Raw genomic sequence first — 25,143 nt, 5'->3', positions numbered from 1 at the left:
GTGGACGCTCAGGTCGATGCTGTGCGGCTCGGCGCAGCAACCCCCAACGCCCCCAGCGCCATTGCCCGCAGCACCGGACGAGCGTTCTTCGACGGAGTACGCCCCGCACTGTAGGGCGTCGAGTTGATCAGACCGAAGACCGCGTGCGCCGTGGTTCGGGCGTCGGATTCGTTCAATTCCGGGTCGACGGCACACAGCACCTCGACCCACAGTTCCACGTACTCGCGCTGCATTCGGCGCACCTTGCGGCGCGCACCCTCCGGAAGACTCTGCAGGTCGCGATCCTGGATTCTGATGAATGCCGGTGTGTCGAAGGCGAAGTCGAGGTGGAACTCGACCAACGCGGACACGGTGTCCGCGGCGACCTCACCACGATCGACCACCGCACGGCCACCGTCGAGCAGATACTCCGAAATCCCGACCATCAACTCGACGAGCACGGCCTCCTTGTTGGGGAAGTGCCGGTAGACGGCCGGTCCGCTGACACCGACGGCCGCGCCCAGATCCTCGAGTCGCACCGAGGTGAACCCGCGTTCGGCGAACAGTGATGCTGCAGCGCCCAGCAACTGCTGCCGACGCTCGGCCTTGCGTTGCTCACGCACGGTCGTCGGTTTCGCTTCCGACTCCTGCACCGTCACCTCCTCGACTCTGGACACTCAGTTAATCGTAGTTTACTATCGTGTCAGTTATCAACGATTAACTGAACCTTCGTGACACCGACGTCCAACCCCTTAAGGCGTGCACCTCATGGCGATCGACACAGCTGCCAACCGGGCAGATCACGAGCTTCTCACCAGTGAGCTCGCAGAGAAGCTGGCCACTGCTGCCCGCGGCGGGAGCGAAAAGTCTCGGGAACGGCACATCGCCCGCGGCAAGCTCCTCCCCCGCGACCGCGTCGACGAGCTTCTCGACCCCGGTAGCCCGTTCCTCGAGATCTCACCGTTGGCAGCCAACGGCCTCTACGACGACGAGTGCCCCGGCGCAGGCGTGATCGCCGGCATCGGCCGCGTCTCCGGTCGCGAATGCGTGATCATCGCCAACGACGCCACCGTCAAGGGCGGCACCTACTACCCGATGACGGTGAAGAAGCATCTACGCGCGCAGGAGATCGCACTGCAGAACACCCTGCCGTGCATCTACCTCGTCGACTCGGGCGGAGCATTCCTTCCGCGCCAGGACGAGGTCTTTCCCGACCGCGACCACTTCGGCCGCATCTTCTTCAACCAGGCGACCATGAGCGCCAGGGGAATTGCGCAGATCGCCGCCGTCATGGGCTCCTGCACGGCAGGCGGCGCGTACGTGCCCGCGATGAGCGACGAAGCGATCATCGTCAAGAATCAGGGCACGATCTTTCTCGGCGGCCCGCCTCTGGTGAAGGCCGCGACCGGCGAGGTCGTCACCGCAGAGGAACTCGGCGGTGGTGATCTTCATTCGAAGATCTCCGGCGTCACCGATCATCTGGCCGAGGACGATCGAGATGCGCTGCACCGCGTCCGCCGCATCGTCTCCACCCTCGGGCCCCGCACTCCGCGGCCGTGGGACCTTCTTCCCACACGCGCACCGGTAGCCGACCAGACCGATCTCTACGACGTGGTCCCCACCGACCCACGCACTCCCTACGACGTGCGTGAGGTGATCGGCCGCGTCGTCGACGCGGGTGAATTCGACGAGTTCAAAGCCGAATACGGCAAGACGCTCGTCACGGGATTCGCCCACGTCCACGGCCATCCCGTCGGAATCGTCGCCAACAACGGCGTACTGTTCGCCGAATCCGCCATGAAAGGCGCGCATTTCATCGAACTGTGCGACAAGCGCAGCATTCCGCTGGTCTTCCTGCAGAACATCTCCGGCTTCATGGTCGGCCGCGACTACGAGGCAGGCGGCATCGCCAAACACGGCGCGAAGATGGTCACCGCGGTCGCCTGTGCCCGCGTCCCCAAAATCACCGTCGTCATCGGCGGTTCCTACGGCGCGGGTAACTACTCGATGTGCGGCAGAGCGTATTCACCACGCTTTCTGTTCATGTGGCCCAACGCTCGAATCTCGGTGATGGGCGGCGAGCAAGCGGCGTCGGTGCTCGCCACGGTGCGCAGCGAACAACTCGACGCTGCCGGTCAGCCGTGGAGTGACGAGGACCAGGAATCGTTCAAGGCTCCCATCCGTGACCAGTACGAAAGTCAGGGCAACCCTTACTATTCGACGGCCCGCCTGTGGGACGACGGCATCATCGACCCGGCCGATACCAGGCAGGTTCTCGGACTGGCCCTCTCGGCGTGCGCCAACGCGCCGCTCGAGCCGGTCTCCTACGGCGTTTTCAGGATGTGAGAGATATGACCACGATGATCGACACCGTTCTGATCGCCAACCGCGGCGAGATCGCCGTGCGGGTGGCACGAACACTGCGCCGCATGGGAATTCGCACCGTCGCCGTGTACAGCGATGCCGACGCCGATGCCCGGCACGTCCGTGAGGCGGACACCGCCGTACGGCTCGGACCCGCGAACGCTCGTGAGAGTTACCTCGACATCGCCAAGGTGATCGCGGCCGCGAAAGCCACAGGAGCTCAGGGCATTCACCCCGGATACGGATTTCTCTCCGAGAACTCCGAGTTCGCAACCGCCTGTGCCGAAGCCGGAATCGCATTCCTCGGGCCCCCGGCGAAAGCCATCGAAGTGATGGGCGACAAGATCGCCGCGAAGGCCGCCGTCAGCGCATTCGGCGTACCCGTCGTTCCGGGAATCTCCCGTCCCGGCCTCACCGACGCCGACCTCGTCGCCGGCGCGCCGGACGTCGGATTCCCGGTACTCGTCAAACCCTCCGCCGGTGGCGGCGGCAAGGGCATGCGTCTGGTCGAGCGTGCCGAGGATCTTCCTGCAGCATTGACGAGTGCTCGCCGGGAGGCGGCCTCGTCCTTCGGAGACGACACCCTCTTCCTCGAGCGATTCGTGTTGCGGCCCCGGCACATCGAGGTACAGATCCTCGCCGACGGACACGGCAATGTCATCCACCTCGGCGAACGCGAATGCAGTCTGCAGCGCAGGCACCAGAAGGTCATCGAGGAGGCTCCATCACCGCTGCTCGACGAAGCAACTCGCGCACGCATCGGCGAGGCCGCCTGCAACACTGCCCGCAGTGTCGACTACTCCGGTGCCGGCACAGTCGAATTCATCGTCTCGGCCGATCGCCCCGACGAGTTCTTCTTCATGGAGATGAACACTCGTCTTCAGGTCGAGCACCCGGTCACCGAGATGGTCACCGGTCTCGACCTCGTCGAGTGGCAGGTTCGGGTGGCATCGGGCGAGCCCCTCACTCTCGCGCAGGACGACATCACGCTCACCGGACATGCCATCGAGGCGCGCGTCTACGCCGAGGACCCCGGCCGCGGATTCCTCCCTACCGGCGGCGCCGTCGTCGGATTGCGCGAGCCCTCTGCGCCGGGGATTCGCGTCGACTCCGGTCTCGCCGTCGGAACGGAGGTGGGCAGCAACTACGACCCCATGCTCTCCAAGGTCATCGCGCACGGTCCCGATCGCGCGACCGCATTGCGCAGCCTCGATCGTGCACTGGCCGACACCGCAGTGCTCGGGGTCGTCACCAACATCGAGTTTGCTCGGTTCCTGCTCGCCGACAACGATGTTCGTGCCGGTAATCTCGACACCGGATTGCTCGACCGCCGTGTCGAGGATTTCGTCGCCGCCGAGGCCACCGACGAGGCGCTGATCGCCGCCGCCGCAGTGCAGTGGCTCGACGCGTGGCAGACCGCGGAACAGGACATCTGGGCAGCACCATCGGGTTGGCGGGTCGGCGCGCACGCGTCGTTCCATCGTCGTCTCGCGTCCGGAGGTCGGACGGCGCACGTAGCCATCACCGGCACGACAGCCGCGGCAACGGTCGTCGTCGACGACGGATCGCCGCGCACCCTGCGGGCAACGGCCACCGAGAATTCGGTGGATCTGGTGCTCGACGGCCTACGTGAATCGATGACCTTCGCTCGAAGCGGCTCGGCAACATGGATTTCCAGCTCCCGAGGCACCTGGCGAGTCGACCGGATCGCCGAGGCGAGCGTCCGCGAGGACGACGCACACTCCGGTGACGCCGAGATCCTCTCGCCCATGCCGGGCTCGATCATCGCGATCGGAACAACCACCGGCAGCGCCGTCAGCGCGGGTACGGCCATCGTCGTCGTCGAGGCGATGAAGATGGAACACACCCTCACCACCCCGATCGACGGGACCGTCGAACTGACTGTTGCAGTGGGGGATCAGGTCCGCGTCGACCAGGTCCTCGCCCGAATCGTCCCCAACCACACCGAACAGGACCCATCATGACCGATCATCTGTCGTCCGCGAATCTGCCCGACGAGTACCAGCAGCTGGTCAAATCCGTTGCCGACTTCACCCGCACGGTAGTGGCACCGGTATCGGCGAAACACGATGCCGAGCATTCCTTTCCGTACGAGGCAGTTGCCGGCATGGCGGAGATGGGCCTGTTCGGCCTGCCGTTTCCCGAGGAGTTCGGCGGCATGGGCGGCGACTACTTCGCGCTGTGCCTCGCCCTCGAGGAGCTCGGCAAGGTCGACCAGAGCGTGGCGATGACCCTCGAAGCCGGTGTCTCGCTCGGCGCAATGCCCGTCTACCGATTCGGCAACGACGAACAGAAGCAGCAGTGGCTGCCCAAGCTCACCGCAGGCAAGGCCCTGGCCGCGTTCGGTCTCACCGAGCCCGCTGCCGGCAGCGACGCGGGTGGCACCAAAACCACCGCCAAGCGCGACGGTGGTGACTGGATCATCAACGGCAGCAAGCAGTTCATCACCAACTCAGGCACCGACATCACCGAGCTCGTTACCGTCACCGCCGTGACGGGCGTCGACGAAGCGACGGGGCGCAAGCAGATCTCGTCGATCCTCGTCCCCACCGATACCCCGGGATTCGTCGCAGAGCCCGCCTACAACAAGGTCGGCTGGAACGCGTCGGACACCCACCCGCTCAGCTTCACCGATGTACGCGTGCCCCAGGAGAATCTGCTCGGCGAGGAAGGCCGCGGGTACGCGAACTTCCTGCACATCCTCGACGAGGGCCGGATCGCGATCGCCGCCGTCTCGGTCGGTGCCGCACAGGGTTGCGTGGACGAGAGCGTCAAGTACGCCAAGGAGCGTGAGGCCTTCGGTCAACCTATCGGCCGCAATCAGGCGATCTCGTTCAAGATCGCCCGCATGGAGGCCCGCGCTCACACCGCGCGAACCGCGTACTACGACGCGGCGGCATTGATGTTGGCGGGCAAGCCGTTCAAGAAGGCTGCGTCCATCGCCAAGCTCGTCGCCTCCGAGGCTGCGATGGACAACGCGCGCGATGCGACGCAGATCCACGGCGGGTACGGCTTCATGAACGAGTACGTCGTCGCTCGCCACTACCGCGACAGCAAGATCCTCGAGATCGGTGAGGGTACAACGGAGGTTCAGCTGATGCTCATCGCACGGAGCCTGGGGCTGTGAGCGACAAGCGAATTCGTCAACGTGGCCTGTGGTTCGAGGAGATGGAACTCGGCACCGTCTACGAGCACCGACCCGGCCGCACCATCACCGAGGCCGACAACACGCTGTTCACCACGCAGACGATGAACACCCAGGCCCTGCACCTCGACGCGGCCTACAGCGAGACAACGGCGTTCGGCCAGAGATTGGTGAATTCGATGTTCACCGTGTCCACGCTCGTAGGACTGTCGGTGACGCAGTTGACCCAGGGCACCATCGTGGCGAACCTGGGTTTTTCGGAGGTGTCGTTCCCCAAGCCGCTGTTCCACGGAGACACCCTCTACGCCGAGACCGTGATCTCGGACAAGCGCGAATCGAAATCCCGCCCAGGCGAGGGCATCGTGACGTTCACGCACACCGGTCGAAACCAACACGGGGACGTCGTCGCGATTGCCGTCCGCAAGACGCTCGTCCGGATGCAACCACCGGAGGAGGCGTCGTGACCTGGGTTCCGCCGGGGCCCGCGTGGTTGTTCTGCCCGGCAGACCGCCCCGAGCGGTACGAGAAGGCAGCGGCACGAGCAGATGTCGTCATCCTCGACCTGGAGGATGCGGTCGGGGCGGCGGACAAGGCGGGTGCTCGTGAGTCCGTCGTGTCGACCCCACTGGATCCGGCGCGCACCATCGTCCGCGTCAACGCGCACGGCACCGACGATCAGGCTGCGGACCTCGCAGCGTTGCAGCAGACCGAGTACACGACCGTGATGCTCCCCAAATGTGAATCGGCCGAACAGATTGCGGCGCTGGCTCCACTGAATGTCGTCGCGCTGATCGAGTCTCCGCTCGGCGCGATGACGGTGTTCGACGCCCTCGCCGCCGACAATGCGATCGGTGCCATGTGGGGTGCCGAGGATCTGGTGGCCGCCATGGGTGGCAACTCGAGCAGGCATTTCAATGGACAATATCGTGCTGTGGCGCAGCATGTTCGGTCGCAGACGCTGCTCGCAGCCAAGGCACGCGGGGTGTTCGCGTTGGACTCGGTGTTCCTCGACATCCCCGATCTCGACGGTGTCCGCGCGGAGTCCGAGGATGCCGTGGCTATCGGCTTCGACGGAAAAGTGGCCATTCACCCGAGCCACATCCCCGTCGTTCGCCAGGCCTATGCGCCCACTGCCGAGGAACTCGACTGGGCCAACGCCGTGCTCGACGCCGTCGCCCAGAACCGTGGCGTGTTCACCTTCCGTGGCCAGATGGTCGATGCTCCGGTACTCGCGCATGCTCGACGCATCGTCGCCCGCAGGCCGTCGTAGACCGGTAATTGCAGACGCCGTTAATTGCCGGCGCGGTACGGTGGGTGGTCAGGAGTACCGGTATCGAAAGGCACGGCAATGACCGCACACGACCCCGCGCTGACGGCGCTGGCGCAGAACTGGCTGGCGCTGGCGGTGCTGCACGGCCGGATCGAGGGTCGGATCGAACGCGCACTGCAGGCCGAGCACAACCTCAGTGCTCGTGAGTACTGGCTGCTCGACGTCCTGGGCAGGCAGCACGACGGGGAGGGCGGGCATCTGCAGATGAAGCAGGTGGCCGACGCCGTCGTACTGAGCCAGAGTGCGACGACGCGACTGGTCACCCGGCTCGAAGACCGCGGACTACTCACTCGGTACCTGTGCCCCACCGATCGCCGAGGCATCTACACCGACGTCAGCGAAGAAGGCCTGGCCCTGCTCGAGGCCGCGCGCCCGACCAACGATTCGGCGCTGCGCGAGGCACTCGATGAGGCGTCGACCGAGCCGGATCTGATCCCACTGGTCGACGCCGTCCGCCGCGCGGAGGGCTGAGAATCACTGCAGGTGAGTGAGCTGGAACGTCGAGGGGTTGAACCGAGGCACATTCTTCCTTACCGTTACTTACGGTAGGCAAATACACTTCTGTCGGACGTTTCAGGAGGTACTCGATGAATCGAGCGACTCGGGCATTCTTCAGCCCTGTGGTCGGAGCCATCATCGCGCTGGCTCTCATCTGGGGCTTCGGCTCCGACGTGCCGTTCTGGAAATGCGCGCTGATGGTGGTCGTCGGCGCAGCCGTCGCGTTCGGCCTGAATCTCGCATGGGAGTCCAATCCATGGAATGACGAATCCCCCTCGGAGAGAACTCGATTGTCCGCGCCCTGACGCAACGGCACAGACGGTCGAGATCATGCCAATCCGTCGACGACCTGTCGCGTCGCATCGGCAACGAGGGAATTCATAGCCGGTGCGTCTTCGGTGCCTGACGTCGTAGCACTGAGTACGACCACGAGAATTCGCTGCCCGTCCGGTCCCAGCAACAGCCCTGCATCGTTCGAGACGCCGTAACTGCCCGTGCCGGTCTTGTCGGCCGAAGTCCACCCATCGGGGATGCCGGCGCGGAACCGGGCGTCGGAGGTCTGAGTATCGGCCATCCAGGCCAACAGCTGTTCGCGTGAGTCCGTGGTCAGCACATCGCCGTCGAGCAAGGTTCGGTAGCCGGCGGCCATCGAGTTCGGTGTTGTGGTGTCGCGTGGATCTCCGGGGATAGCGGTATTGAGTTCGGGCTCGGTGCGGTCGAGCCGGAACTCGGTGTCGCCCAGCGACCTCGCGAACTCGGTGAGAGCCGCAGTTCCACCGGCCTCACGGATCAGAAGATTGCCGGAGGTGTTGTCGCTCTCGGTCAATGCGGCCGCCGCCAGGTCTGCGATCGTGACGACGGATCCTGGTTCCCAGTCGACTGCGGACTCGGGCACCTTATCCGCTGCGGTGATCGTTCTGGTGTCGCTCAGCTGCAGTGCACCTGCATCGACGGCGGCAAGTACCGCACCGACGGCATACACCTTGAACGTCGAACAGAACGCGAAACGTTCGTCGCCTCGATGGCTTTCGGTGGAATCCGAGGCGAGATCGACAGCACTGACGCCCAGTCGAGCGGTATCCCTGGCCTCGAGGTCGAGATAGACCTGTTCGGTACTGGACTGCTCATCGACGGACTGTTCGGTGGTGGTTGTGTCGGTCTGCGGTGGTTCTGCGGTGGTCGTCGCCGAACACGCGACGCCTGTGGAGAGTGTCAAAGTCACCGCTGCGATAGCGGTGATCAGTCGGGTGGAAGTCGAGGTACGCATGGGAGTCACCCGATCACATACGGGCACCCTGGGGCCAAGTCCCGAGACGCGGCCGGATCATTCCTCTTCGGTATCGAGGCAGCTGAGCGTGTTTCAATAGGTCGGTGGACCTGGTTCGCCATCTCGAGTATTTCGTCGCCGTCGCAGAAGAACGTCACTTCGGCCGCGCCGCGGCAACTCTCGGCGTGACGCAGCCACCGGTGTCGCGGGCGATCAAGGCATTGGAGAAGCACCTCGGACTCACACTCGTGGAGCGAACGCCGGACGGCGCCGCCATCACCGAGCACGGCGCTGCGCTGTTGCCTCGAGCCCGGTTGATCGTCGACGACGCGCGCCGATTGACCACCACCGCAGAATCACTCACCACGTCCGGGACGGTTCGCATCGGCCTCATCCCTCAACTGGACGATCGGATCGCCGCGCGGATCGCCGCATCCGTGGGCGTTCAGGCACGTGTGGAGACAGCCGGTGCAGTGTCGTTGCTCGACGGGGTGCGCTCACACGACCTCGACGTCGCGGTGGTCGATCATCCGGTGGTACTCGACCGACTGTCGGCCGGACCGGTCATCGCACTCCCGCGGCGAGTCAGAGTTCCCGCCGGACATCGCTCGGCTCGGGCAGAGCGGCCACGACTGACCATGTTGTCGAACCTCGCCTTCGCGACCGCACCGAGGACTGCGAATCCACCCGCACACGATCTGATTCTCGACGCGTTCAGACGCCATGCTCTCGACCCAGAGGTGTTCATCGCGAACACCGTTCGCGATGCCGCTATCGGCGTCGCGTCGGGTCGCTGCTTCGGACTCGTTCCGGCCGCGAGCCCGGTACTGCCTGGAACCGAGCACCTCGACCTCGCTGCCGACGATGTCGCGCTTCGGGTTCGGATCGTGCGTCGCGACGACTCGGTGAAACCTCTGGTGGATCTCATCGATCGAATCCTGTTGCAGGCCTGTAGATGAACACGACCGACGAAGAGCTTCGCGCAGTGTTCGCCGATGCCGGCTGCCGAGGTTGGGTACGCGCCGAGCGAATCGACGGCACCGGCACGGTCGTCGACTTCGAGGGCGACGATCCTGTTGTCGCCGCGTCGGTGTGGAAGATCGTGCTGCTGGTTGCCACTGCGCGCGCGTTCGACGAGGGCACCTTGGCTGCGACCGATTCGGTGCGGCTCGTTCCGGCTCAGTGCAGTCCGGGTCCGACGGGCATCGCGAGCTATGCCGATCCGGTGACGATGAGTTGGCGGGACGTGGCGCGTTCGATGATCACGGTCTCCGACAATGCCGCTGCCGACGCACTTCTCGGCGCGTTGGGCCTGGATGCACTGACCCGGGTGATCGACGATCTCGGGCTGAAACACACACGCATCGTCGGCGGTACGAAGACACTGGGTGACCAGATCGTGCGGGACACCGGCAGGTTGAACGCGGACGAGGCGTTGGGATTGCTGGCCAGCAACTACTCGGTGATCGACAGTGCGGGTTTCGATCCCGCCTACACCTCCTGCACCACACCTCGCGACAGCAACGCGGCGCTCCGTGCGATCTGGTTGGGCACTGCCGCATCACCGGAACAGTGCAGGTACATGAAAGGAGTTCTGTCCCAGCAGGTGTGGCCGCACAGAATTCGCAGTGGTATTCCGTACCCGGATGTACAGGTCGCAGGCAAGACCGGAACCATCGGACCCATCCGCAATGAGGTTGCCGTCGTGTCGTTTCCGGGTGAGGAGCCCGTCGCAGTCTCGGTCTTCACCCGGGCTGCGCGGATGGATCTGTACCTCCCACTGGTCGATCAGGCCATCGGTCACGCGGCACGAGTCGCAGTGACAACAGTTCGCTAGGAGCAGTGCCGAAGACCACGAAGAGATGATCACCCCTGCGTGGTGAGGTCAGACGGGTATCTGGACTCGAGCAGGATGACCTCGACTCACCGAGGAAGGGTCCACGTCGACCCGCCCGACGTGGTGACGTATCCGGTTGCGCGGCCCTCGGCACCGAGTTCCCAACCCATTCGTTTCCGTGAACGCAGCGTCACCGACGATTCGATGATGTGCAAGCTCGGAGCCCGACTTTCGAGCCATTCCTGTACTCGCAGAATTTCGGGCACGGAGGACACCCACATGCTGAGTAGGAAGTTCGCGGGTCCGGTGAGCGACATGCAGAGTCGCAGTTCCGAACGTGCACGGATGATCTCGACGACCTCCTGATGCGCCTGCACGGGGAGCCGACACCACCACGTCACGGTAATCGGCCAGCGCGTAGCATCCTGTGCCACTTCACATCGCAGCACGACTGCGCGAGAACGCAGAAGCGCAGCAAGCTGCCGCCGAACGGACGACGTAGGTCGACCGAGCGCGGACGCTATTTCAGGGGCCGACGCCCGGCCGTTTCCCGTCAGTTCACCGACGAGCGAGCGCGCCACCTGATCGGTCAGGCTTTCCGGACGCGCGTACCCGGACCGATCAGGTGATTCGCCGAGCGCGGCGACCGCGGAATGCTGTGCGCCATCCAATGAGTCCAACCTCCACCGACTTCCTTCCACGTGCAACGCCGTGCACGTGTGGGTTTGAGTCGATCGAACACTGTCGAAGCCCGGCAGATCGTCGAGCACCAAACCGGTCAGCTCGTCGAGCGACGACGTCTGCACCGTCAACACCAGGTCTCTGCCACGCGCAGCATGCTCGATCGACACGACTCGCGGATCCTGGACCAATGCATCGACAAGCTCCGCTGAGCCGACGCGTCCACACGTCACCTCGATCATGGCGGTGATCGCACCCGCTCCGGTCAACGGTGCGGGGTACGCGGTGATCCACGCCAGCCCACGCTCGACTATCGAATGCCATCGCCGAGCCAGCGTCGCCGCGGTGGAACCCAGGATCGGAGCGAGATCCGTCCACGAAGCCCGCGGTGCGATCTGCAGAGCATGAACGAGCGAAAGTTCGGATTCGGTCAGCATTTCTTGCACAGAACACCTTCATGGGTTCGCTGGGTGATCGCTTCTGACGAAGATGGGTGCTCCTCGTAGGGGCAACCAGACACTATGACGACGGACACAGTCAACCCCGATGGATGGCTGTCGACACAATGGTGATCAATGAATCTACTGGACGACGCCCACGCCTTGGCCGGCGATCTGAAGCAGCTCCGACGCACACTGCATCGGCAGCCCGAGGTCGGTCTGGATCTGCCGCGTACGCAGGAAACGGTGCTGCAAGCACTCGATGGCCTGCCACTCGAGGTCCGTACGGGCACCCGCACGACGTCGGTGACCGCTGTTCTGCGCGGAACGAAACCGACTGACAACTTCGCGCGCACAGTGCTCCTCAGAGCCGACATGGACGGATTACCGGTTACGGAACAGACCGGCTTGGACTTTGCCTCGCAGAACGGTGCGATGCACGGCTGCGGCCACGATCTGCACACTGCCGCATTGGTCGGTGCCGCCCAACTGCTCTCACATCATCGTGACCACATCGCAGGCGATGTGGTGCTGATGTTCCAACCGGGCGAGGAAGGTTGGGACGGCGCAGCGACGATGATCGAGGAAGGCGTGCTCGACGCATCGGGCCGACGAGCGGACGCGGCCTACGGATTGCACGTCTTCTCCTCCCAACAATCCAACGGCACATTCTTTTCCCGCCCCGGCACCTTGCTCGCCGCGTCGTACCGACTCATCGTCACCGTGCAAGGGGCAGGCGGTCACGGCTCGTCACCTTCCACGGCACGTGACCCGGTGACGGCGATGGCCGAGATGATCACATCGCTGCAGACAATGGTCACGCGGACGTTCGACATCTTCGATCCCGTAGTCGTCACGGTCGCGAAGGTACGAGCGGGCTCACGCCACAACATCATTCCCGACGAGGCGTACTTCGAGGCCACGGTGCGGTGCTACTCGGAAGTCACGTACGACGCCGTACCCACCGCGCTGAGACGGGTTCTCGACGGAGTCGCGTCGGCACACCGCGTCGACGTCGACGTCGACGTGATCGCCGAGTTTCCGATGACCGTGAACAACGCCACCGAAGTCCAGCGCGGGGCAGCGACGGTCGTCGAACTTCTCGGTGAGGAGCGGTACGAAACGGCTCCACACCCTCTGTCCGGATCCGAAGATTTCTCGTACGTACTCCAGGACATTCCCGGAGCTTTCATCGGACTGGGGGCATGCATGCCCGACGCCGACACTGCTACCGCGCCGATGAACCACTCGCCCCGAGCCTGTTTCGACGATTCCGTCCTCGCCGACGCCGCGACTGTCTACGCCGGACTGGCCATCGGACGGCTCGACCACACCCCCTCACCAGAAAGCGAAGCACGATGACCGAGAGCGCAATCACCGGAGTGACACCGAGCCAAGCTCGACCGAACGACCGATGGGAGAAGACCAAAGCCATTGTGGGAGTGGGGGCCGGAAACGGAATCGAGTACTTCGATTGGACTGTCTACGCGATCTTCGCTGCCTTCTTCGCGCCCCAGTTCTTTCACACCGGATCTCCGGTCTCCGACCTACTGGCATCGTTCGGTGTCTTCGCGGTCGGTTTCGTCGCACGTCCCTTCGGCGGTCTGCTGTTCGGCTGGTTGTCCGACCGCCGTGGACGCAAGCTGTCGATGACACTCGCTGTCGCACTGGCCTCGATCGGTAGTCTCGTCATCGGTCTGACGCCGACCCACCAAACGATCGGTGCCGCAGCGGCCGTCGTCCTGGTGCTGGCCCGTCTTGCTCAGGGCGTCGCTCACGGCGGTGAATTACCCTCCGCGCAGACGTACATCATCGAGTACGCTCCCTCCGAACGTCGGGGACTGTGGTCGAGTCTGATCTACATCTCCAATACCTCGGGTGTGGTCGCAGGCACGCTCCTGGGTGCCCTGTTGACGACAACGCTGACCGGTGAGCAAATGACGGACTGGGGATGGCGACTTCCGTTCCTGTTGGGCGGCGTGCTCGGACTGTTCGTGCTGTGGATGCGTTCGCGCATGGCCGAGACCGAGGTATACGAGAAGTCCGGCGATGTTCACGCGAAAACATCGATGAGGGAGCAATTCTCGGCACATCGGCGCCAGGTTCTGCAGGTGCTCTTCTTCAGCGTCGGCGGCACGGTCTTCTACTACGTGTGGGCAGTATCGGCACCGGCCTATGCCATCACGGTGCGCGGAATCGACCCGTCCGGCGCATTGTGGGCGGGTGTGGGAGCCAATGTCGTCTTGATCGCATCACTCCCCGTCTGGGGTGCACTCTCGGACAGAATCGGGCGAAAGCCGGTGCTATTCATAGGAAACATCGGAATCGCGCTGCTACTCTTTCCGCTCGACGCCATGGTCGGATCCAGCGCGCTCACGTTGTTTCTGGCGATGTCGGTGGCGTTGTGTGCCATCGGAGCAATCCTGGCCGTCATGCCTGCGATGATGGCGGAGTTGTTTCCCACCGGCATGCGAGCCGCGGGAGTAGGGGTTCCGTATTCGATCGCGGTTGCCGCGTTCGGTGGAACTGCTGCCTACGTGCAGACATTCTTCGCCGAGCGTGGAACGCCGGACCTGTTCCAGTGGTACACACTTGCTCTGCTTGCGGTATCCATAGCCGCTCTGATCACAATTCCCGAGACGAGAGAACGCGATCTGGCCGCTTCAGAGGTCGATTCGTAGCGACTGGGTGGGTGGGCTCGTGCGAAGAAGCGACGACAGTACGGATCCCCACCCCTGTTTCGACCGTGCTGCCGCCTCTCGCCCTTCGTCACGAAACAACACAGTAGGCATGCTCTCTCGTTAATCGATGTCCGAACTACCCTGTGTCACCTCCGAGTCTCTTGCCAAGCTCGACGAGCGCACTTTCTCGGACTCGGTGCGCGACGTCTGGCCGTTATGTTCCATGAACTGTTCCCTCGTGAGCGGTACAACCTTCACTCGCTCGGCACGCAGTCCCATCACCAACGCAATGATCATCAGCGACACCAGAATGAAGATCGGTAGCCCGATCACGGTGATGACCTGTTGCAGCGCCTGCAGTCCTGCCTCACCGCCGAGCACGATCAGGGTGGAGGCCACCGCGCCTTCGGTGACGCCCCAAAACACCCGCTGCCGCACGGGGCCCGCTTCACCGTCACCGGAGCACAGCATGTCGATCACCAGCGATGCCGAGTCGGACGAGGTTGCGAAGAACAGCGCCACGACGACCACGGCGATCCCTTGAACCAGGGTCGCGGCCGGGAAGTTCTCGAAGAACGTGAACATCGCCAACGGAACGCTCTCGGACACTGCTTCCGAGATCGAACCGCCGCTGCCACCGATTCCATCGATTCTCATTGCAGACCAGCCGAATACGACGAACCACACCAGTGTGAACAGCGACGGTGCGACCAGAACTCCGGCGACGAACTGGCGGATCGTGCGGCCCCGCGAGATCCGTGCGAGGAAGACGCCCATAAACGGGGCCCAGGTGACGGTCCACGCCCAGTAGAAGACGGTCCAGCCACCCTGCCATCCCCACCCGCCGTCGGAGGTGAACTCGGCCATGGCGTCGTTCCAGAAGGACAGCGGAACGATGTCCTGTGCGTAATTGCCGAAGCTCTCGAACACCTGGCGCAGCAGAAAGACGGTGTCCGACGCGATCAGGACGAAGATCATCAAACCGACCGCGACGAGGATGTTCAGGTTGGAGAGGCGACGCACGCCCTTGTCCAACCCGACGGCAATCGAAATCGTCGCAACCACAGTGAGTACGCCGATGATCAGCACCTTCGCCCACACGGCATCGGGAAGCCCGACAAGCTCACTCAGTCCGGCGTTGATCTGAGAAGTACCGAGCCCCAACGACACTGCCAGTCCGAAGATCGTGCCCAATACTGCGAATACATCGATCGTCTTGCCTATCGGACCCGAAATGCGTTCCTTCAGAATCGGATAGAACACCGACGACACGCGCATCGGCAGCTTGTACCGGTAGATGAAGAAGCCGAATGCCAACCCTGGCAACGTGAAGATCGCCCAGGTGTGCAAGCTGAGGTGATAGAGCGAGATACTCATCGCATCCTGGGATGCTTCGACACTGTAGGGCTCCACGTCATCGAACGGCGGCGCGGAGAAATGCGAAATCGGTTCTGCCACACCCCAGAACATCAACACAGTGCCGATTCCGCCGGCGAAGAGCATTGCGAACCACGACAGGTTCGAATACTCGGGTCTGTCGTCGTCCTCACCGAGCCGCAGATGACCGTACTTACTGACGGCAACCCAGATCAGGAACACCAGCCACACCGTGACGCCGATGATGAAGAACCAGCCGAGATTGGTGACGATCCACTCCCTCCCGACACCGAACGCATTTCCCACCCAGTCCTGGAAGACGAGGAACAGAACCAGCAGTGTGATCGTGAGGCCGGCCGACACGAAGAAGATGTTATTGTCGGTTCTGAGGCCCAGTTTGCGAGCAAGTGTGTCCACGGTTGCCGTCACCATCCTCGACGGCACGGTTCGTCGGATTCGGTTCCTGCGCGGTCGTTGGGGCGTGCCGTCGCCGACCTTTAACAATTCTTTACTCGAGCCGGCCTGTCCACCGCTGCAGCCGAGTTGTTACCTGCCCGAGACGGGCAATGCGCCGAGCTCGAACCAGGACCCGGCCCTCAGAGGTCGAGCGCAAGTGCTCGGTGATCGGACACCTCCGGCGCGGCGACGATCTCGAAGCTGCGTACCTCGAACGGCGAGGACACCAGCAGATAGCTGGCACTGCGCACTTGTTTCGTGTACCTCGACGTTCGGGTATCGGCTTCTCCCACCAAGTCGGTCATCCCATGCTCGGCCAGCAACGTGAACGTCTCGCTCGACGGCAGCAGATTCAGGTCTCCGCACAGGACGATTTCGTCACTCACCGGCCGAACGTGCTCGACGATCTCCGCTAGCTTCTGGCCCTGCTCGAACCTAGCGGGACTGTCGCCCTTGCCGATTGGATCTCGCAGCCCGTGCACTTGGATGACAGAGATGAAGCTTTCGGCAACGCGATCGCGAACGGTGACCGTCAGGGCAGCTCGCGGTCGGTCCTCCACATTCCACTCCGCGTGATCGACGAACCGGGAGTGAACGAACCTCGCATCGATTCCCACGACGGGAACGTCGTCACGCACCCAGGTGGCGATCCCGAAGTCCTGCCTCAGCTCGGTGCCGTCACCGTCGGTGACAGGCCCTGCGTCGTTCGCGACGAAATGCGGCGTATATCCGGGAAGCACCGCCGACACGTCGTCGAACAGGTTCAATCGCTGCGGCAGAGTGCGCTCACCGTCCGCGAACGTCGCCCAGCCCGATCGATGCGGAGTGCGAGTGACCTCCTGAAGACAAATAACATCGGCTTCAATGGTTTTCAGCCAGGCGACGAGCTCGTCGTACATGGCACCACCCCACGCATTGATCGACACGATCTTCACGGCGTCATGATGGCAGACGAGCTCGACCTGGAACAGTCGATTTCGATGCAGCAGTGACGATCCACGAAACGTCGGAGCAGCACCCGACCCGGGACCTTGCACACAGCGTCGCGATGCACGAATTCCCCTTCACCGACGCCGCCGATGCACTCTATGGTTATCCATCACCCGACCAAGAACCGACAGGAGATCGAGCACCCGTGAGTGTGCAGTGGGCCGTCTTCTTGTCGTTGGTGTTGGCCAGCTACATCTCCCCCGGGCCCGACACTGTGATGATCCTGCGCTCGAGCGTGAAAGGGCGGATCGTCGCGATGGCAGCAGCTGCCGGCGCATTGTGCAGCTTGGCCGTGCATATGCTCGTCAGCGCGGTTGGCCTGTCGGCATTGATCGTCGCGCTTCCCGGCATCCTCACCGTCCTTGCAATCCTTGGGGCCGTGTATCTCGCCTACCTCGGTATTCGGGCGCTGATGGCGAGCGTCGGCACGAGGCGTTCAGGCGGGAGTTCCCTCACCGTCGGCCCCGAGTCGGTATCCGGTAGCCATGCCCGTCGACGCGCCTTCCGAAGTACCTTCGTCACCAACTTGACCAACCCGAAGGTGATCCTGTTCTTCGTCGCCGTGTTGCCGCAGTTCGTCGACCGATCGTCCTCGTGGCCTGTTGCTATGCAACTCGGAGTCCTGGGTGCCGCCGACGTCCTGGTCGGGGTTCTTTATCTGCCGATACTGGTCCTGTTCGGCGTCAGGGCTTTTCGCAACCTCGGCCCGCGAGGACTGGCCAACCTCGAACTCGGAGTAGGTGTTCTGCTGCTGATCTTCGCCGGCGCACTTGTCGTCGACGGCGTTCTGGGTTGAGCCCGACCGGCTGACTCCGCGAACGACTTGTGAGAACGTGGGGTGGTGGAACCCATGCGCCCGGTCGACTATGTGGAGCGGGGACTTTCTTCGGCCCCTCGGCGCGAGCAGCGCTTTTGGCGAGTATCTTACGTATGCCTGTTCATCTGTCAGTTTGTCGCGCTTGTCGTGTACGACATCGGATTCTGGTGGGTAGTCCTGGCCAGTGTCACCGCATGGGGGCTCTACACACTGTTCTGGGCTGTGTTCATACGTGACCGCTCTCAGGACTGACACCCATCGCTGCGTCGGACGGTGAACGCGGCAACCAGCGCGCCGATTACGAAGACGGACGCCGTCAGCATGATGTTCGACCACAGACTGAAGCGAGAGTCGAACGTGAACTGTTGCGGTGCAAGGTTCTCCACGTTGTAGAGGTTTGACACCAGGCTCGCCGCGACGGCCACGGCTCCCACCCCGATCACTAGGCGCGATCGCAGAGCAACACCCCAGATCAACACCGCTGCCGACATCGTCAACAGCGGTAAAAGTCCACGAATGGTCAAGTTGCCCAAAAAGAACAGCAGTCCGCTCCGCACGGCAACGACCGTGGCAATGCACAATCCAACGCTGACCGCGAGCCACAGACGAACGTGCAATTCGGCACCTGATCTACGTTCACGCCACGTGCAGTAGAGAGCAACTGTCCCGATGCACACCGGCAGTGCGATCAGCCAGTAGAGACCCGCTACCGGTGATGCGAGATAGGCAGATCCGCCGAACCACATCGGACTCGATACCGACTCCCCGGAACCGAGCGGCTGCCGAACGTAGAACGGCAGCGCGCCGATGAACAAGGCCGCGATGAGCAACAGCGGCAGGGACAACGGCGCATCCGGCCGAGCCCGTTCGCGCGAGATTTTGCCCGGTTGATCGCTCACGTGAACTCCCTCTACGGCGTCATCAAACCTTATGCCAGGTTTGTTCCGATTGTTCAGAAGCGCTGCATCGACTACACGGCGCAAAAACCGTGCATGTTCGAGACCAGGAGCGCTTCGGGATGGCAACAGCGAAAGCAATACGAGCGAGAAGTCGGATCGTGGCATCCACGAGTTGAACGACAGCGACAGACCCAGCAGTCTGAAACAGACTGCCGCAGATAGTTCGGACCGCTATCATCCTCCAGACAACCGAGCGCCATATTCGCGAGTACCGAGGAGCTGCGTGGACGAGAGCACAAACGAATCAGCGTTCGCTCCGCATGCGACTTGGCTCCCGATGAAGTATCCGCGCCACGGCGGGTTCCGGACGCACGTCGAGCCCGTATCGCCCGATGCCGGTACCGTGCTTCGCGAGGCCGTCGAAACCAACGACGAGTATGTTCGCTGGACCACAAGGTATTTGGACGCCGATCCGGACCCGAAGCCACTTGCGCTGGCGGCGCGGGACTACCGAGCTGGGACGCACAGCCCGGTCGGTGCGGCCGTCCTCGCATTCCTCCTCGGACGCTTCTTGAACCATCACGAAGTTCCGCACACGGTGTTCGTCGACGGCTGGGTCGCTCGTCACGGTCTTGTCTTCGCCACCGAAGCATTAATGGAGTATTCCGACACGAAGTTCGTCTACGTCACGGTTCCGGTCTCCGAGCTCCCGCCCGACACGATGATCATGGTGTCGCGAATCGGCCACACCGACGATTCGGTGCCCGTCGAGCTACCTCGCTACGTTCAGCAGGAACGACTCGCGCAGTCGGATTCAACCGACGAGCAGATCCGATACTCGGCTCGGGAAGAAGTGCTCGATCGCATGCGAGGACTCCTCGCGGTCGCCTCCGACCAGGAATACGCAGCGGCCCGCGATGCGGTCGCACCGCTCCGAACCAACACTGTCCGACAACTGACAGCGTCGTACCTCTTTCCGACCGAAAAGGACTGGTCCCGACAACTCATTTCGGGTGCCGACGCGCCTCACTACCACTGGATCTCACAGTTGATCACTTCGTCGAACTCCGCGGCGGAGCTGAAACGGATCGCAGCGCCCTACGGGCAAGAGTCGTGGATTCGCGACGACGCGACGGTTGCTGCCGTCGTCGAGGGAGTCGGTACCGAACTCACACCGATGCTCACAGAGTTGCTCGACGCTCCCGAACGGTATCGGTACGTTCAGGACGACGCGATTCCGATGCGACTGCTCCAGGCCTTGTCCGCGATCCCCGGCGACGACGCATTCTCGGCTCTCGCCGCACGAAGCAGCATGAAGGGCGCACTACCTGCTGTGGTGCACGCCATGCGGCACTATCCGCGTCGCGCAATGCGGCTTCTCGCCTGCCAGAATTCATCGCTGTTCGATCGTCATGTCCGCCAGAATCCAGAGCTCGCTATCGAAATGGCACCGACGCTGCCGGAGACAGAGCAGCGGCGAATCACCGAACTGACAGCTGAAGTCCCTGAGGCGACCGACCTGCCCGAGATACTCGTGAACCCGCCGTGGACGCGCAAGCACAAAGCAAACCCTCCGAACGTGTTTCCCGGCATCGCGACACCGGACATTCGAAAGATCGAGTGGCTCCCCGGCGAGCGCGAGGAACTTCAGAACTCCCGCCGCGAGTATTACACCTGGGAAACATTCAAGAGAAGCTACGTCCCCGACACGAACCCGGCGACGGTCCGCGACTTCGTTGCCCAGTACATCTTCGTCCTCGCGCCCGACGATGTGGCCCGCCCGCTTCTGACCGACTGGCCCGGCACAACACTCAAAGAACCGTTGCGGGTTGTGGCGCGCTTCGAACTCGACGCCCTGCCGATGATGTTGCGTTTCGCCCGCGCACACCCGGGCGCAGCTGCCCCGTACCTCATGCCCTACGTCGATATCGACGTTGCGCGCCTTCAGGCGACCGCGTTCGCGACCCGGAAGAATCTTCGGAAACCCGCTCTGGCGTGGCTCGTTCGACACGCTGACGACGCAGCCGCTCTGCTCGTTCCCGACGCTCTGGGCAAGCCAGGTAAACAGCGAGATCACGCGACGACCGCCCTGCGTGCCCTGGCACGAGCGACGTCGCGCGAGACCGTCCTAGGTGCAACCACGAAGTACGGACAGGACGAGGTCGACGCGATTGCCGCGATTGTGGATCTCGATCCTCTGGAAGTACTCCCCAAACGCATTCCCAAGATTCCCGAATGGGTGGACACGCCCACTCTTCCAACGGTGTTGACTGCAGATCGATCAGCGAAGCTTCCGGTTTCGGCGATGAAGCACGTGCTGACCATGTGCGCAATCAGCACCGTGGACGCCCCGTACGCGGGACTCGACCTCGCCGCGGCCCACTGCGACCGCAGGTCTCTGGGCACCGCCGTATGGGCCGTATTCGAGCGGTGGTGGGGCAACGGCGCACCGTCCAAGGAGAACTGGTCGATCCTGGCATTGGGATGGCTGGGCGACGACACCGCGGTAACACGACTGGCACCCCTCATCCGCCAGTGGCCCGGCGAAAACGGAACCGCTCGTGCGCAACTCGGTCTCGACGCCTTGGCCGCGCACGGATCGACGCGCGCGCTCACCGAGCTCGACCACATCTCGCGCAAGATGAAGTTCAAGTCGCTCAAGAACGGAGCCAAGGAACGCGTAGCCGAACTCGCGGAGAGTCTGGGACTCGATCACGAGCAGTTGGCCGACCGCATCGTCCCGGATCTCGATCTGACACCTGAAGGAACGATGTCCCTGAGCTACGGGCCACGCTCGTTCACAGTCGGATTCACCGAGGCCTTGGTTCCATTCGTACTCGACGAAAACGGCAAGAAGACTGCCGGACTTCCGAAGCCGACAACACGAGACGACCCAATAGCTGCCGAGGACGCGAAAAAGCGGTTCGCGAACTTGAAGCGTGAGGTCAAAAGTGTTGCTGCAGAGCAGATAAAGCGTTTCAACAGATCGATGGTGACCGGACGACGCTGGACGAACGATGAGTTCACTCGGTTCGTGCTCGGCAATCCCCTGCTCATTCACATCGCCCGCCGGCTGCTGTGGGGGGAGTTCGGCACCGGCCCGCACCCGACGACCGTGTTCCGGATCTCGGAAGACAACAGTCCAGCTGACGTCGACGACAACGCCGTCACCCTCGGCGACGGCACCATCGGTCTCGTCCATCCGGCACACATTCCCGACACCGTCGGAGCATGGTCCGACGTGTTCGCCGATTACGAGATCCTGCAGCCATTTCCGCAACTCGGGCGTCCGGTCCACGACCCGCTTCCCGGCGATGTCGACGGTAGCGGCCTGGCTCGATTCACCGGCGTCACCGCAACCCCGAGTCAGGCGCTGCGATTGACCTACCGCGGCTGGGAGCCGGTGTGGGAGAACCCGGCTTCATGGGGGCAAGGCCTGTTGTACCGATTGAGCGACGACGTCTCCGTACTACTGGGACTCGAACCAGGTATGGGGACCGGGGATCCCTACAACGGATACCCCGACCAGAAGCTCGTGTCCGTCGACCTCCGAGGCGGAACGCTCGGCGACGTCGATCGCGCAACGGTATCGGAGCTCATCGCCGATCTGGCCGGATTCGCCTCGTGACCACACGCGTGCAGCGCCCTCCCGCCGAGGAGCGCTACGCCGACGAACTGGCACGTCTGACCGAGAGCCATTCCGGACCACGTCCTCCCGGATGGCGGCTGACAATGACCGCGGCACGCGCATTCGTGATGGGAGATGCCTCGCTCGATGTGGTCGCGAAATACGTCGGCAACCCCTCTCTCGTCGAGAGGTCACTGGTCACTCTCGCCACCACGCGCGGGTTGATGCTCGTCGGTGAGCCCGGAACAGCGAAATCTTTACTGTCCGAATTGATCGCCGCCGCCGTGAGCGGAGACTCGACGCTGACGATTCAGGGTGGCGCAGCCACAACAGAAGACCAGATTCGGTACTCGTGGAACTATGCACTGCTCGTCGCCGAGGGCCCGTCGGCTCGATCGTTGGTGCCGGCTCCGATGCTGCGCGGTATGTCGGAGGGACGAATCGTTCGGTTCGAGGAGTTGACCCGATGTCCGTTGGAAGTTCAGGACACGTTGCTCTCCCTTCTGTCCGAGCGAGTCCTCGCAGTGCCCGAACTCGGCGGCACCGACGCGATGGTCTTCGCCCGGGAAGGGTTCAACGTCATCGCGACGGCGAACACCAGGGACCGGGGTGTCAACGAAATGAGCGCAGCGCTCAGGCGCCGATTCAACTTCGAGACAGTGCACCCCATCGCTGATTTCGAGACCGAGCGGGCGCTGGTGCGCGCGGAATCGTCGGCGCTGCTGCGGGCTTCGGGCGTCACAGTCGAGCAAGATCCCGCGGTGACCGACATTCTGGTGACGTTGTTCCGGGAGCTCAGAACAGGCTTCACCGAGGGAGGCGCTCCGGTCGAGCGATTGTCGTCGGTGATGAGCACTGCGGAAGCAGTGTCCCTGGCACACGCGACCGGCGTACGAGGGTGGTATCTCCGGGGCGACAGCGGAACGATCGGTGACCTGGCGGAGTCACTCGCTGGAACTGCGACCAAGGACAACAGCGAAGACGCAGCACGCCTTCGCCGATACATCGAGCAGCGGACCTCACACAGAGCAGAGAGCGGGTGGCAGGAACTTCGCAAAGCGCACGCGCGCCTGGTCGGACCGTGAACATCCCTTCGGGCGCTCAGAAACCCCTGGTGGTCATCGGTATACGACACAACAGCCCGGTGTGCGCACGAGTCGTGGCCGACACCATCGCCCAGCTCGAGCCGAGTCATGTTCTGATCGAAGGTCCGGTCGATTTCAACGGCCGGCTCGACGAGCTGCTCCTCGACCACACGCTGCCGATAGCCCTGTTCTCGCACGTGAGGCGAGAACACCGGTCACGTGTGACCTGGACGCCCTTCACCGAGTGGTCCCCGGAATGGGTCGCACTTCGCAGCGCGTCGAAGATGGGTGCGAGACCCTCTTTCATCGACCTACCGACCTGGCACCCCGAATTCGACGACACCTCTCCGCCGCACGGGCCGGCTGTGTCGTCGATGCTAGCGCGGCTGGCCGTCGACACGGAAGATGCACTGTGGGAGAGCGTGATCGAATCGCGCTCAACCGAGCTGACCACAGATGCGATGACCGACCTGCTCAACGAGTACTTCGACGCAGTCCGGGCCGACGACCTCACGGTGTCCGAGCGCGAACGGTACATGGCCTCGTGGATACACACGGTCCGAGACAGTCCGTCACGGGGAGCCGTCGTTGTCGTGTGCGGCGGATTGCACCGTCCTGCGATCATGGCGGAATTGGTCCGAACCTCGTTGTCCGACAACTTCACCCGGCCTTCTGTTCCGACGCCTGACCCCGAACTCGACGTCGGCAGCTACCTCGTGCCGTACTCCTACGAACGAATGTCGACGGTGTATCCGTGGTGGTGCGAGTCCGCATGGCGCGATCCGGTCACGGTCGCCGACACAGCGATCGCCGCCATCGTCCGCAACGTTAGATCTCACGGACACCCGGCGTCGACCGTCGATTTCATCGGTCTGAGACAGCAGATGTACGGTTTGGCGAGTCTGCGCGGACATGCGGTCCCCACCCGAACCGACGTGCTGGACGCTGCAGCCTCGACGCTGATCGACGAAGCGCTACCGACTCGATTGCCGTGGACCACGAATGTCGATTCCGCTCGGGGACAAAAGCATCCAGTGATCGAATTGTGCCTCGCTACCCTGCGGGGAACTCGACGTGGTTCTCTGCACCCAGCTTCACCGGTTCCCGGACTCGTTCATCATGTCGTGAATCTCCTCGACGCAGAATCACTCGCATTCGGAACGACGATCGTCCTCGACCTCATCGACCCGGCGGCCAGGACCCGAAGCCGGATACTGCATCAGCTTCGGGTGCTGGCGGTGCCAGGCTTCGAGCGCGATTCGGGGCCGGAGAGCGGGGTCGATCCGGTCTCGGTCGAGCAGTGGACGCTGGTCGACTCCCCTGGCCGCATACCGGCACTCATCGAGGCTGCAGCCCAGGGTCACACCCTCTCGAATGCCGCGGGTGTCGCACTCGACGCCGCGTTGGCGAATTGCGGTTCCGACATTCCCGCGGTCACCCGAATACTGTTCGACGCCATCCTCTGCGGGCTCGATACTCAATCGCGGCGCACTGGCCGCGCCGCTGTCTCGGCGATCGAGAGTGCATTCGAGCTCGGTGACGTCGGCCTGCTGCTTCGAGCATCGCTCGATCTGTGGCGTCACGATTCTTTGTTCGGAAGCCGCGGATCGACTGCGCTTGCCGCTGTGGTCGATTCGGCGTCGGCGCG

At 63.3% G+C, this 25,143-nt stretch carries 20 protein-coding genes and 1 pseudogene; 15 read left to right on the top strand and 6 right to left on the bottom strand.

The annotated features are described in order from the left end of the window. Nucleotides 1-8 precede the first annotated feature (8 nt). Complete coding sequence (locus QM590_RS09620) at nt 9-656, bottom strand: SACE_7040 family transcriptional regulator (RefSeq protein WP_094687514.1); 648 nt, start codon at nt 654-656, stop codon at nt 9-11. 91 nt (nt 657-747) lie between these two features. On the opposite strand from QM590_RS09620, the gene QM590_RS09615 reads away from it, so the two are divergent. The 7 genes from QM590_RS09615 to QM590_RS09585 all read left to right on the top strand — a co-directional run bounded on the left by QM590_RS09615 (nt 748) and on the right by QM590_RS09585 (nt 7,642). After that, nucleotides 748-2,325, top strand: a complete 1,578-nt coding sequence (locus QM590_RS09615; protein ID WP_269594748.1) for a carboxyl transferase domain-containing protein — start codon at nt 748-750, stop codon at nt 2,323-2,325. 5 nt (nt 2,326-2,330) lie between these two features. After that, nucleotides 2,331-4,328, top strand: a complete 1,998-nt coding sequence (locus QM590_RS09610) for an acetyl/propionyl/methylcrotonyl-CoA carboxylase subunit alpha (protein WP_269594749.1) — start codon at nt 2,331-2,333, stop codon at nt 4,326-4,328. After that, nucleotides 4,325-5,491 carry an acyl-CoA dehydrogenase family protein gene (locus QM590_RS09605; protein WP_269594750.1) on the top strand — a complete coding sequence of 389 codons (1,167 nt, stop codon included), beginning with the start codon at nt 4,325-4,327 and terminating at the stop codon, nt 5,489-5,491. The genes QM590_RS09610 and QM590_RS09605 overlap by 4 nt, the downstream gene beginning before the upstream one ends. Further along, nucleotides 5,488-5,973 (top strand): MaoC family dehydratase, encoded by a 486-nt coding sequence (locus QM590_RS09600; RefSeq protein ID WP_331712071.1) that lies wholly within the window; start codon nt 5,488-5,490, stop codon nt 5,971-5,973. Before QM590_RS09605 ends, QM590_RS09600 begins: the two co-directional genes overlap by 4 nt. Continuing rightward, nucleotides 5,970-6,779, top strand: a complete 810-nt coding sequence (locus QM590_RS09595) for an HpcH/HpaI aldolase/citrate lyase family protein (protein WP_269594751.1) — start codon at nt 5,970-5,972, stop codon at nt 6,777-6,779. Before QM590_RS09600 ends, QM590_RS09595 begins: the two co-directional genes overlap by 4 nt. Before the next feature lie 78 nt (nt 6,780-6,857). Then, nucleotides 6,858-7,310, top strand: coding sequence for a MarR family winged helix-turn-helix transcriptional regulator (locus QM590_RS09590; protein WP_269594752.1), 453 nt, complete (start codon nt 6,858-6,860; stop codon nt 7,308-7,310). Nucleotides 7,311-7,426: 116 nt separating this feature from the next. Further along, nucleotides 7,427-7,642: a hypothetical protein gene (locus QM590_RS09585; RefSeq protein WP_156516371.1), complete on the top strand. Its 216-nt coding sequence runs from the start codon at nt 7,427-7,429 to the stop codon at nt 7,640-7,642. 23 nt (nt 7,643-7,665) lie between these two features. Here the strand turns inward: QM590_RS09585 and bla are convergent, their stop codons facing one another. Next, on the bottom strand, nt 7,666-8,604 hold the full coding sequence (bla, locus tag QM590_RS09580; RefSeq protein ID WP_269594753.1) for a class A beta-lactamase: 939 nt from the start codon (nt 8,602-8,604) through the stop codon (nt 7,666-7,668). 104 nt (nt 8,605-8,708) lie between these two features. Here bla and QM590_RS09575 point away from each other — a divergent pair, with 104 nt between their 5' ends. Together QM590_RS09575 and QM590_RS09570 are read left to right on the top strand one after the other, a co-directional pair. Next, nucleotides 8,709-9,563 carry a LysR family transcriptional regulator gene (locus QM590_RS09575; RefSeq protein WP_269594754.1) on the top strand — a complete coding sequence of 285 codons (855 nt, stop codon included), beginning with the start codon at nt 8,709-8,711 and terminating at the stop codon, nt 9,561-9,563. Beyond that, nucleotides 9,560-10,441 carry a serine hydrolase gene (locus QM590_RS09570; protein WP_269594755.1) on the top strand — a complete coding sequence of 294 codons (882 nt, stop codon included), beginning with the start codon at nt 9,560-9,562 and terminating at the stop codon, nt 10,439-10,441. Before QM590_RS09575 ends, QM590_RS09570 begins: the two co-directional genes overlap by 4 nt. 86 nt (nt 10,442-10,527) lie before the next feature. On the opposite strand, the gene QM590_RS09565 is transcribed toward QM590_RS09570, so the two are convergent. Then, entirely contained in the window at nt 10,528-11,568 is a 1,041-nt protein-coding gene (locus QM590_RS09565) for an Lrp/AsnC family transcriptional regulator (protein ID WP_317813300.1), read from the bottom strand. Nucleotides 11,569-11,697: 129 nt separating this feature from the next. On the opposite strand from QM590_RS09565, the gene QM590_RS09560 reads away from it, so the two are divergent. Further along, the gene (locus QM590_RS09560; protein ID WP_269594757.1) at nt 11,698-12,924 is read left to right on the top strand and encodes a M20 metallopeptidase family protein; all 1,227 of its coding nucleotides are present in this window, start codon (nt 11,698-11,700) and stop codon (nt 12,922-12,924) included. Further along, nucleotides 12,921-14,243 carry an MFS transporter gene (locus QM590_RS09555; protein ID WP_269594758.1) on the top strand — a complete coding sequence of 441 codons (1,323 nt, stop codon included), beginning with the start codon at nt 12,921-12,923 and terminating at the stop codon, nt 14,241-14,243. Before QM590_RS09560 ends, QM590_RS09555 begins: the two co-directional genes overlap by 4 nt. Nucleotides 14,244-14,363: 120 nt before the next feature. Here the strand turns inward: QM590_RS09555 and QM590_RS09550 are convergent, their stop codons facing one another. Together QM590_RS09550 and QM590_RS09545 are read right to left on the bottom strand one after the other, a co-directional pair. Continuing rightward, a complete protein-coding gene (locus QM590_RS09550) occupies nt 14,364-15,983 on the bottom strand; it encodes a BCCT family transporter (protein WP_269594759.1) in 1,620 nt (539 codons plus the stop codon). 233 nt (nt 15,984-16,216) lie between these two features. Beyond that, a complete protein-coding gene (locus tag QM590_RS09545; protein WP_269594760.1) occupies nt 16,217-17,011 on the bottom strand; it encodes an endonuclease/exonuclease/phosphatase family protein in 795 nt (264 codons plus the stop codon). Between the two features lie 200 nt (nt 17,012-17,211). On the opposite strand from QM590_RS09545, the gene QM590_RS09540 reads away from it, so the two are divergent. Continuing rightward, nucleotides 17,212-17,862, top strand: coding sequence for a LysE family translocator (locus QM590_RS09540; RefSeq protein WP_269594761.1), 651 nt, complete (start codon nt 17,212-17,214; stop codon nt 17,860-17,862). Nucleotides 17,863-18,125: 263 nt separating this feature from the next. Here the strand turns inward: QM590_RS09540 and QM590_RS09535 are convergent, their stop codons facing one another. Further along, the gene (locus tag QM590_RS09535; protein WP_269594762.1) at nt 18,126-18,782 is read right to left on the bottom strand and encodes a hypothetical protein; all 657 of its coding nucleotides are present in this window, start codon (nt 18,780-18,782) and stop codon (nt 18,126-18,128) included. A gap of 283 nt (nt 18,783-19,065) precedes the next feature. Here QM590_RS09535 and QM590_RS09530 point away from each other — a divergent pair, with 283 nt between their 5' ends. The 3 genes and pseudogenes from QM590_RS09530 to QM590_RS09520 all read left to right on the top strand — a co-directional run. Continuing rightward, nucleotides 19,066-22,410 (top strand): DUF4132 domain-containing protein, encoded by a 3,345-nt coding sequence (locus QM590_RS09530; RefSeq protein WP_269594763.1) that lies wholly within the window; start codon nt 19,066-19,068, stop codon nt 22,408-22,410. Next, entirely contained in the window at nt 22,407-23,495 is a 1,089-nt protein-coding gene (locus tag QM590_RS09525) for an ATP-binding protein (protein WP_269594764.1), read from the top strand. Before QM590_RS09530 ends, QM590_RS09525 begins: the two co-directional genes overlap by 4 nt. Continuing rightward, nucleotides 23,450-25,132, top strand: a pseudogene (locus tag QM590_RS09520) (DUF5682 family protein); the annotation flags it as partial. The gene QM590_RS09525 and the pseudogene QM590_RS09520, both read left to right, overlap by 46 nt. Nucleotides 25,133-25,143 lie beyond the last annotated feature (11 nt).

It is taken from the genome of Rhodococcus sp. IEGM 1372, from assembly GCF_030056835.1.
Taxonomy (GTDB): domain Bacteria; phylum Actinomycetota; class Actinomycetes; order Mycobacteriales; family Mycobacteriaceae; genus Rhodococcoides.
This window is presented reverse-complemented; position numbering and strand designations above follow the sequence as displayed.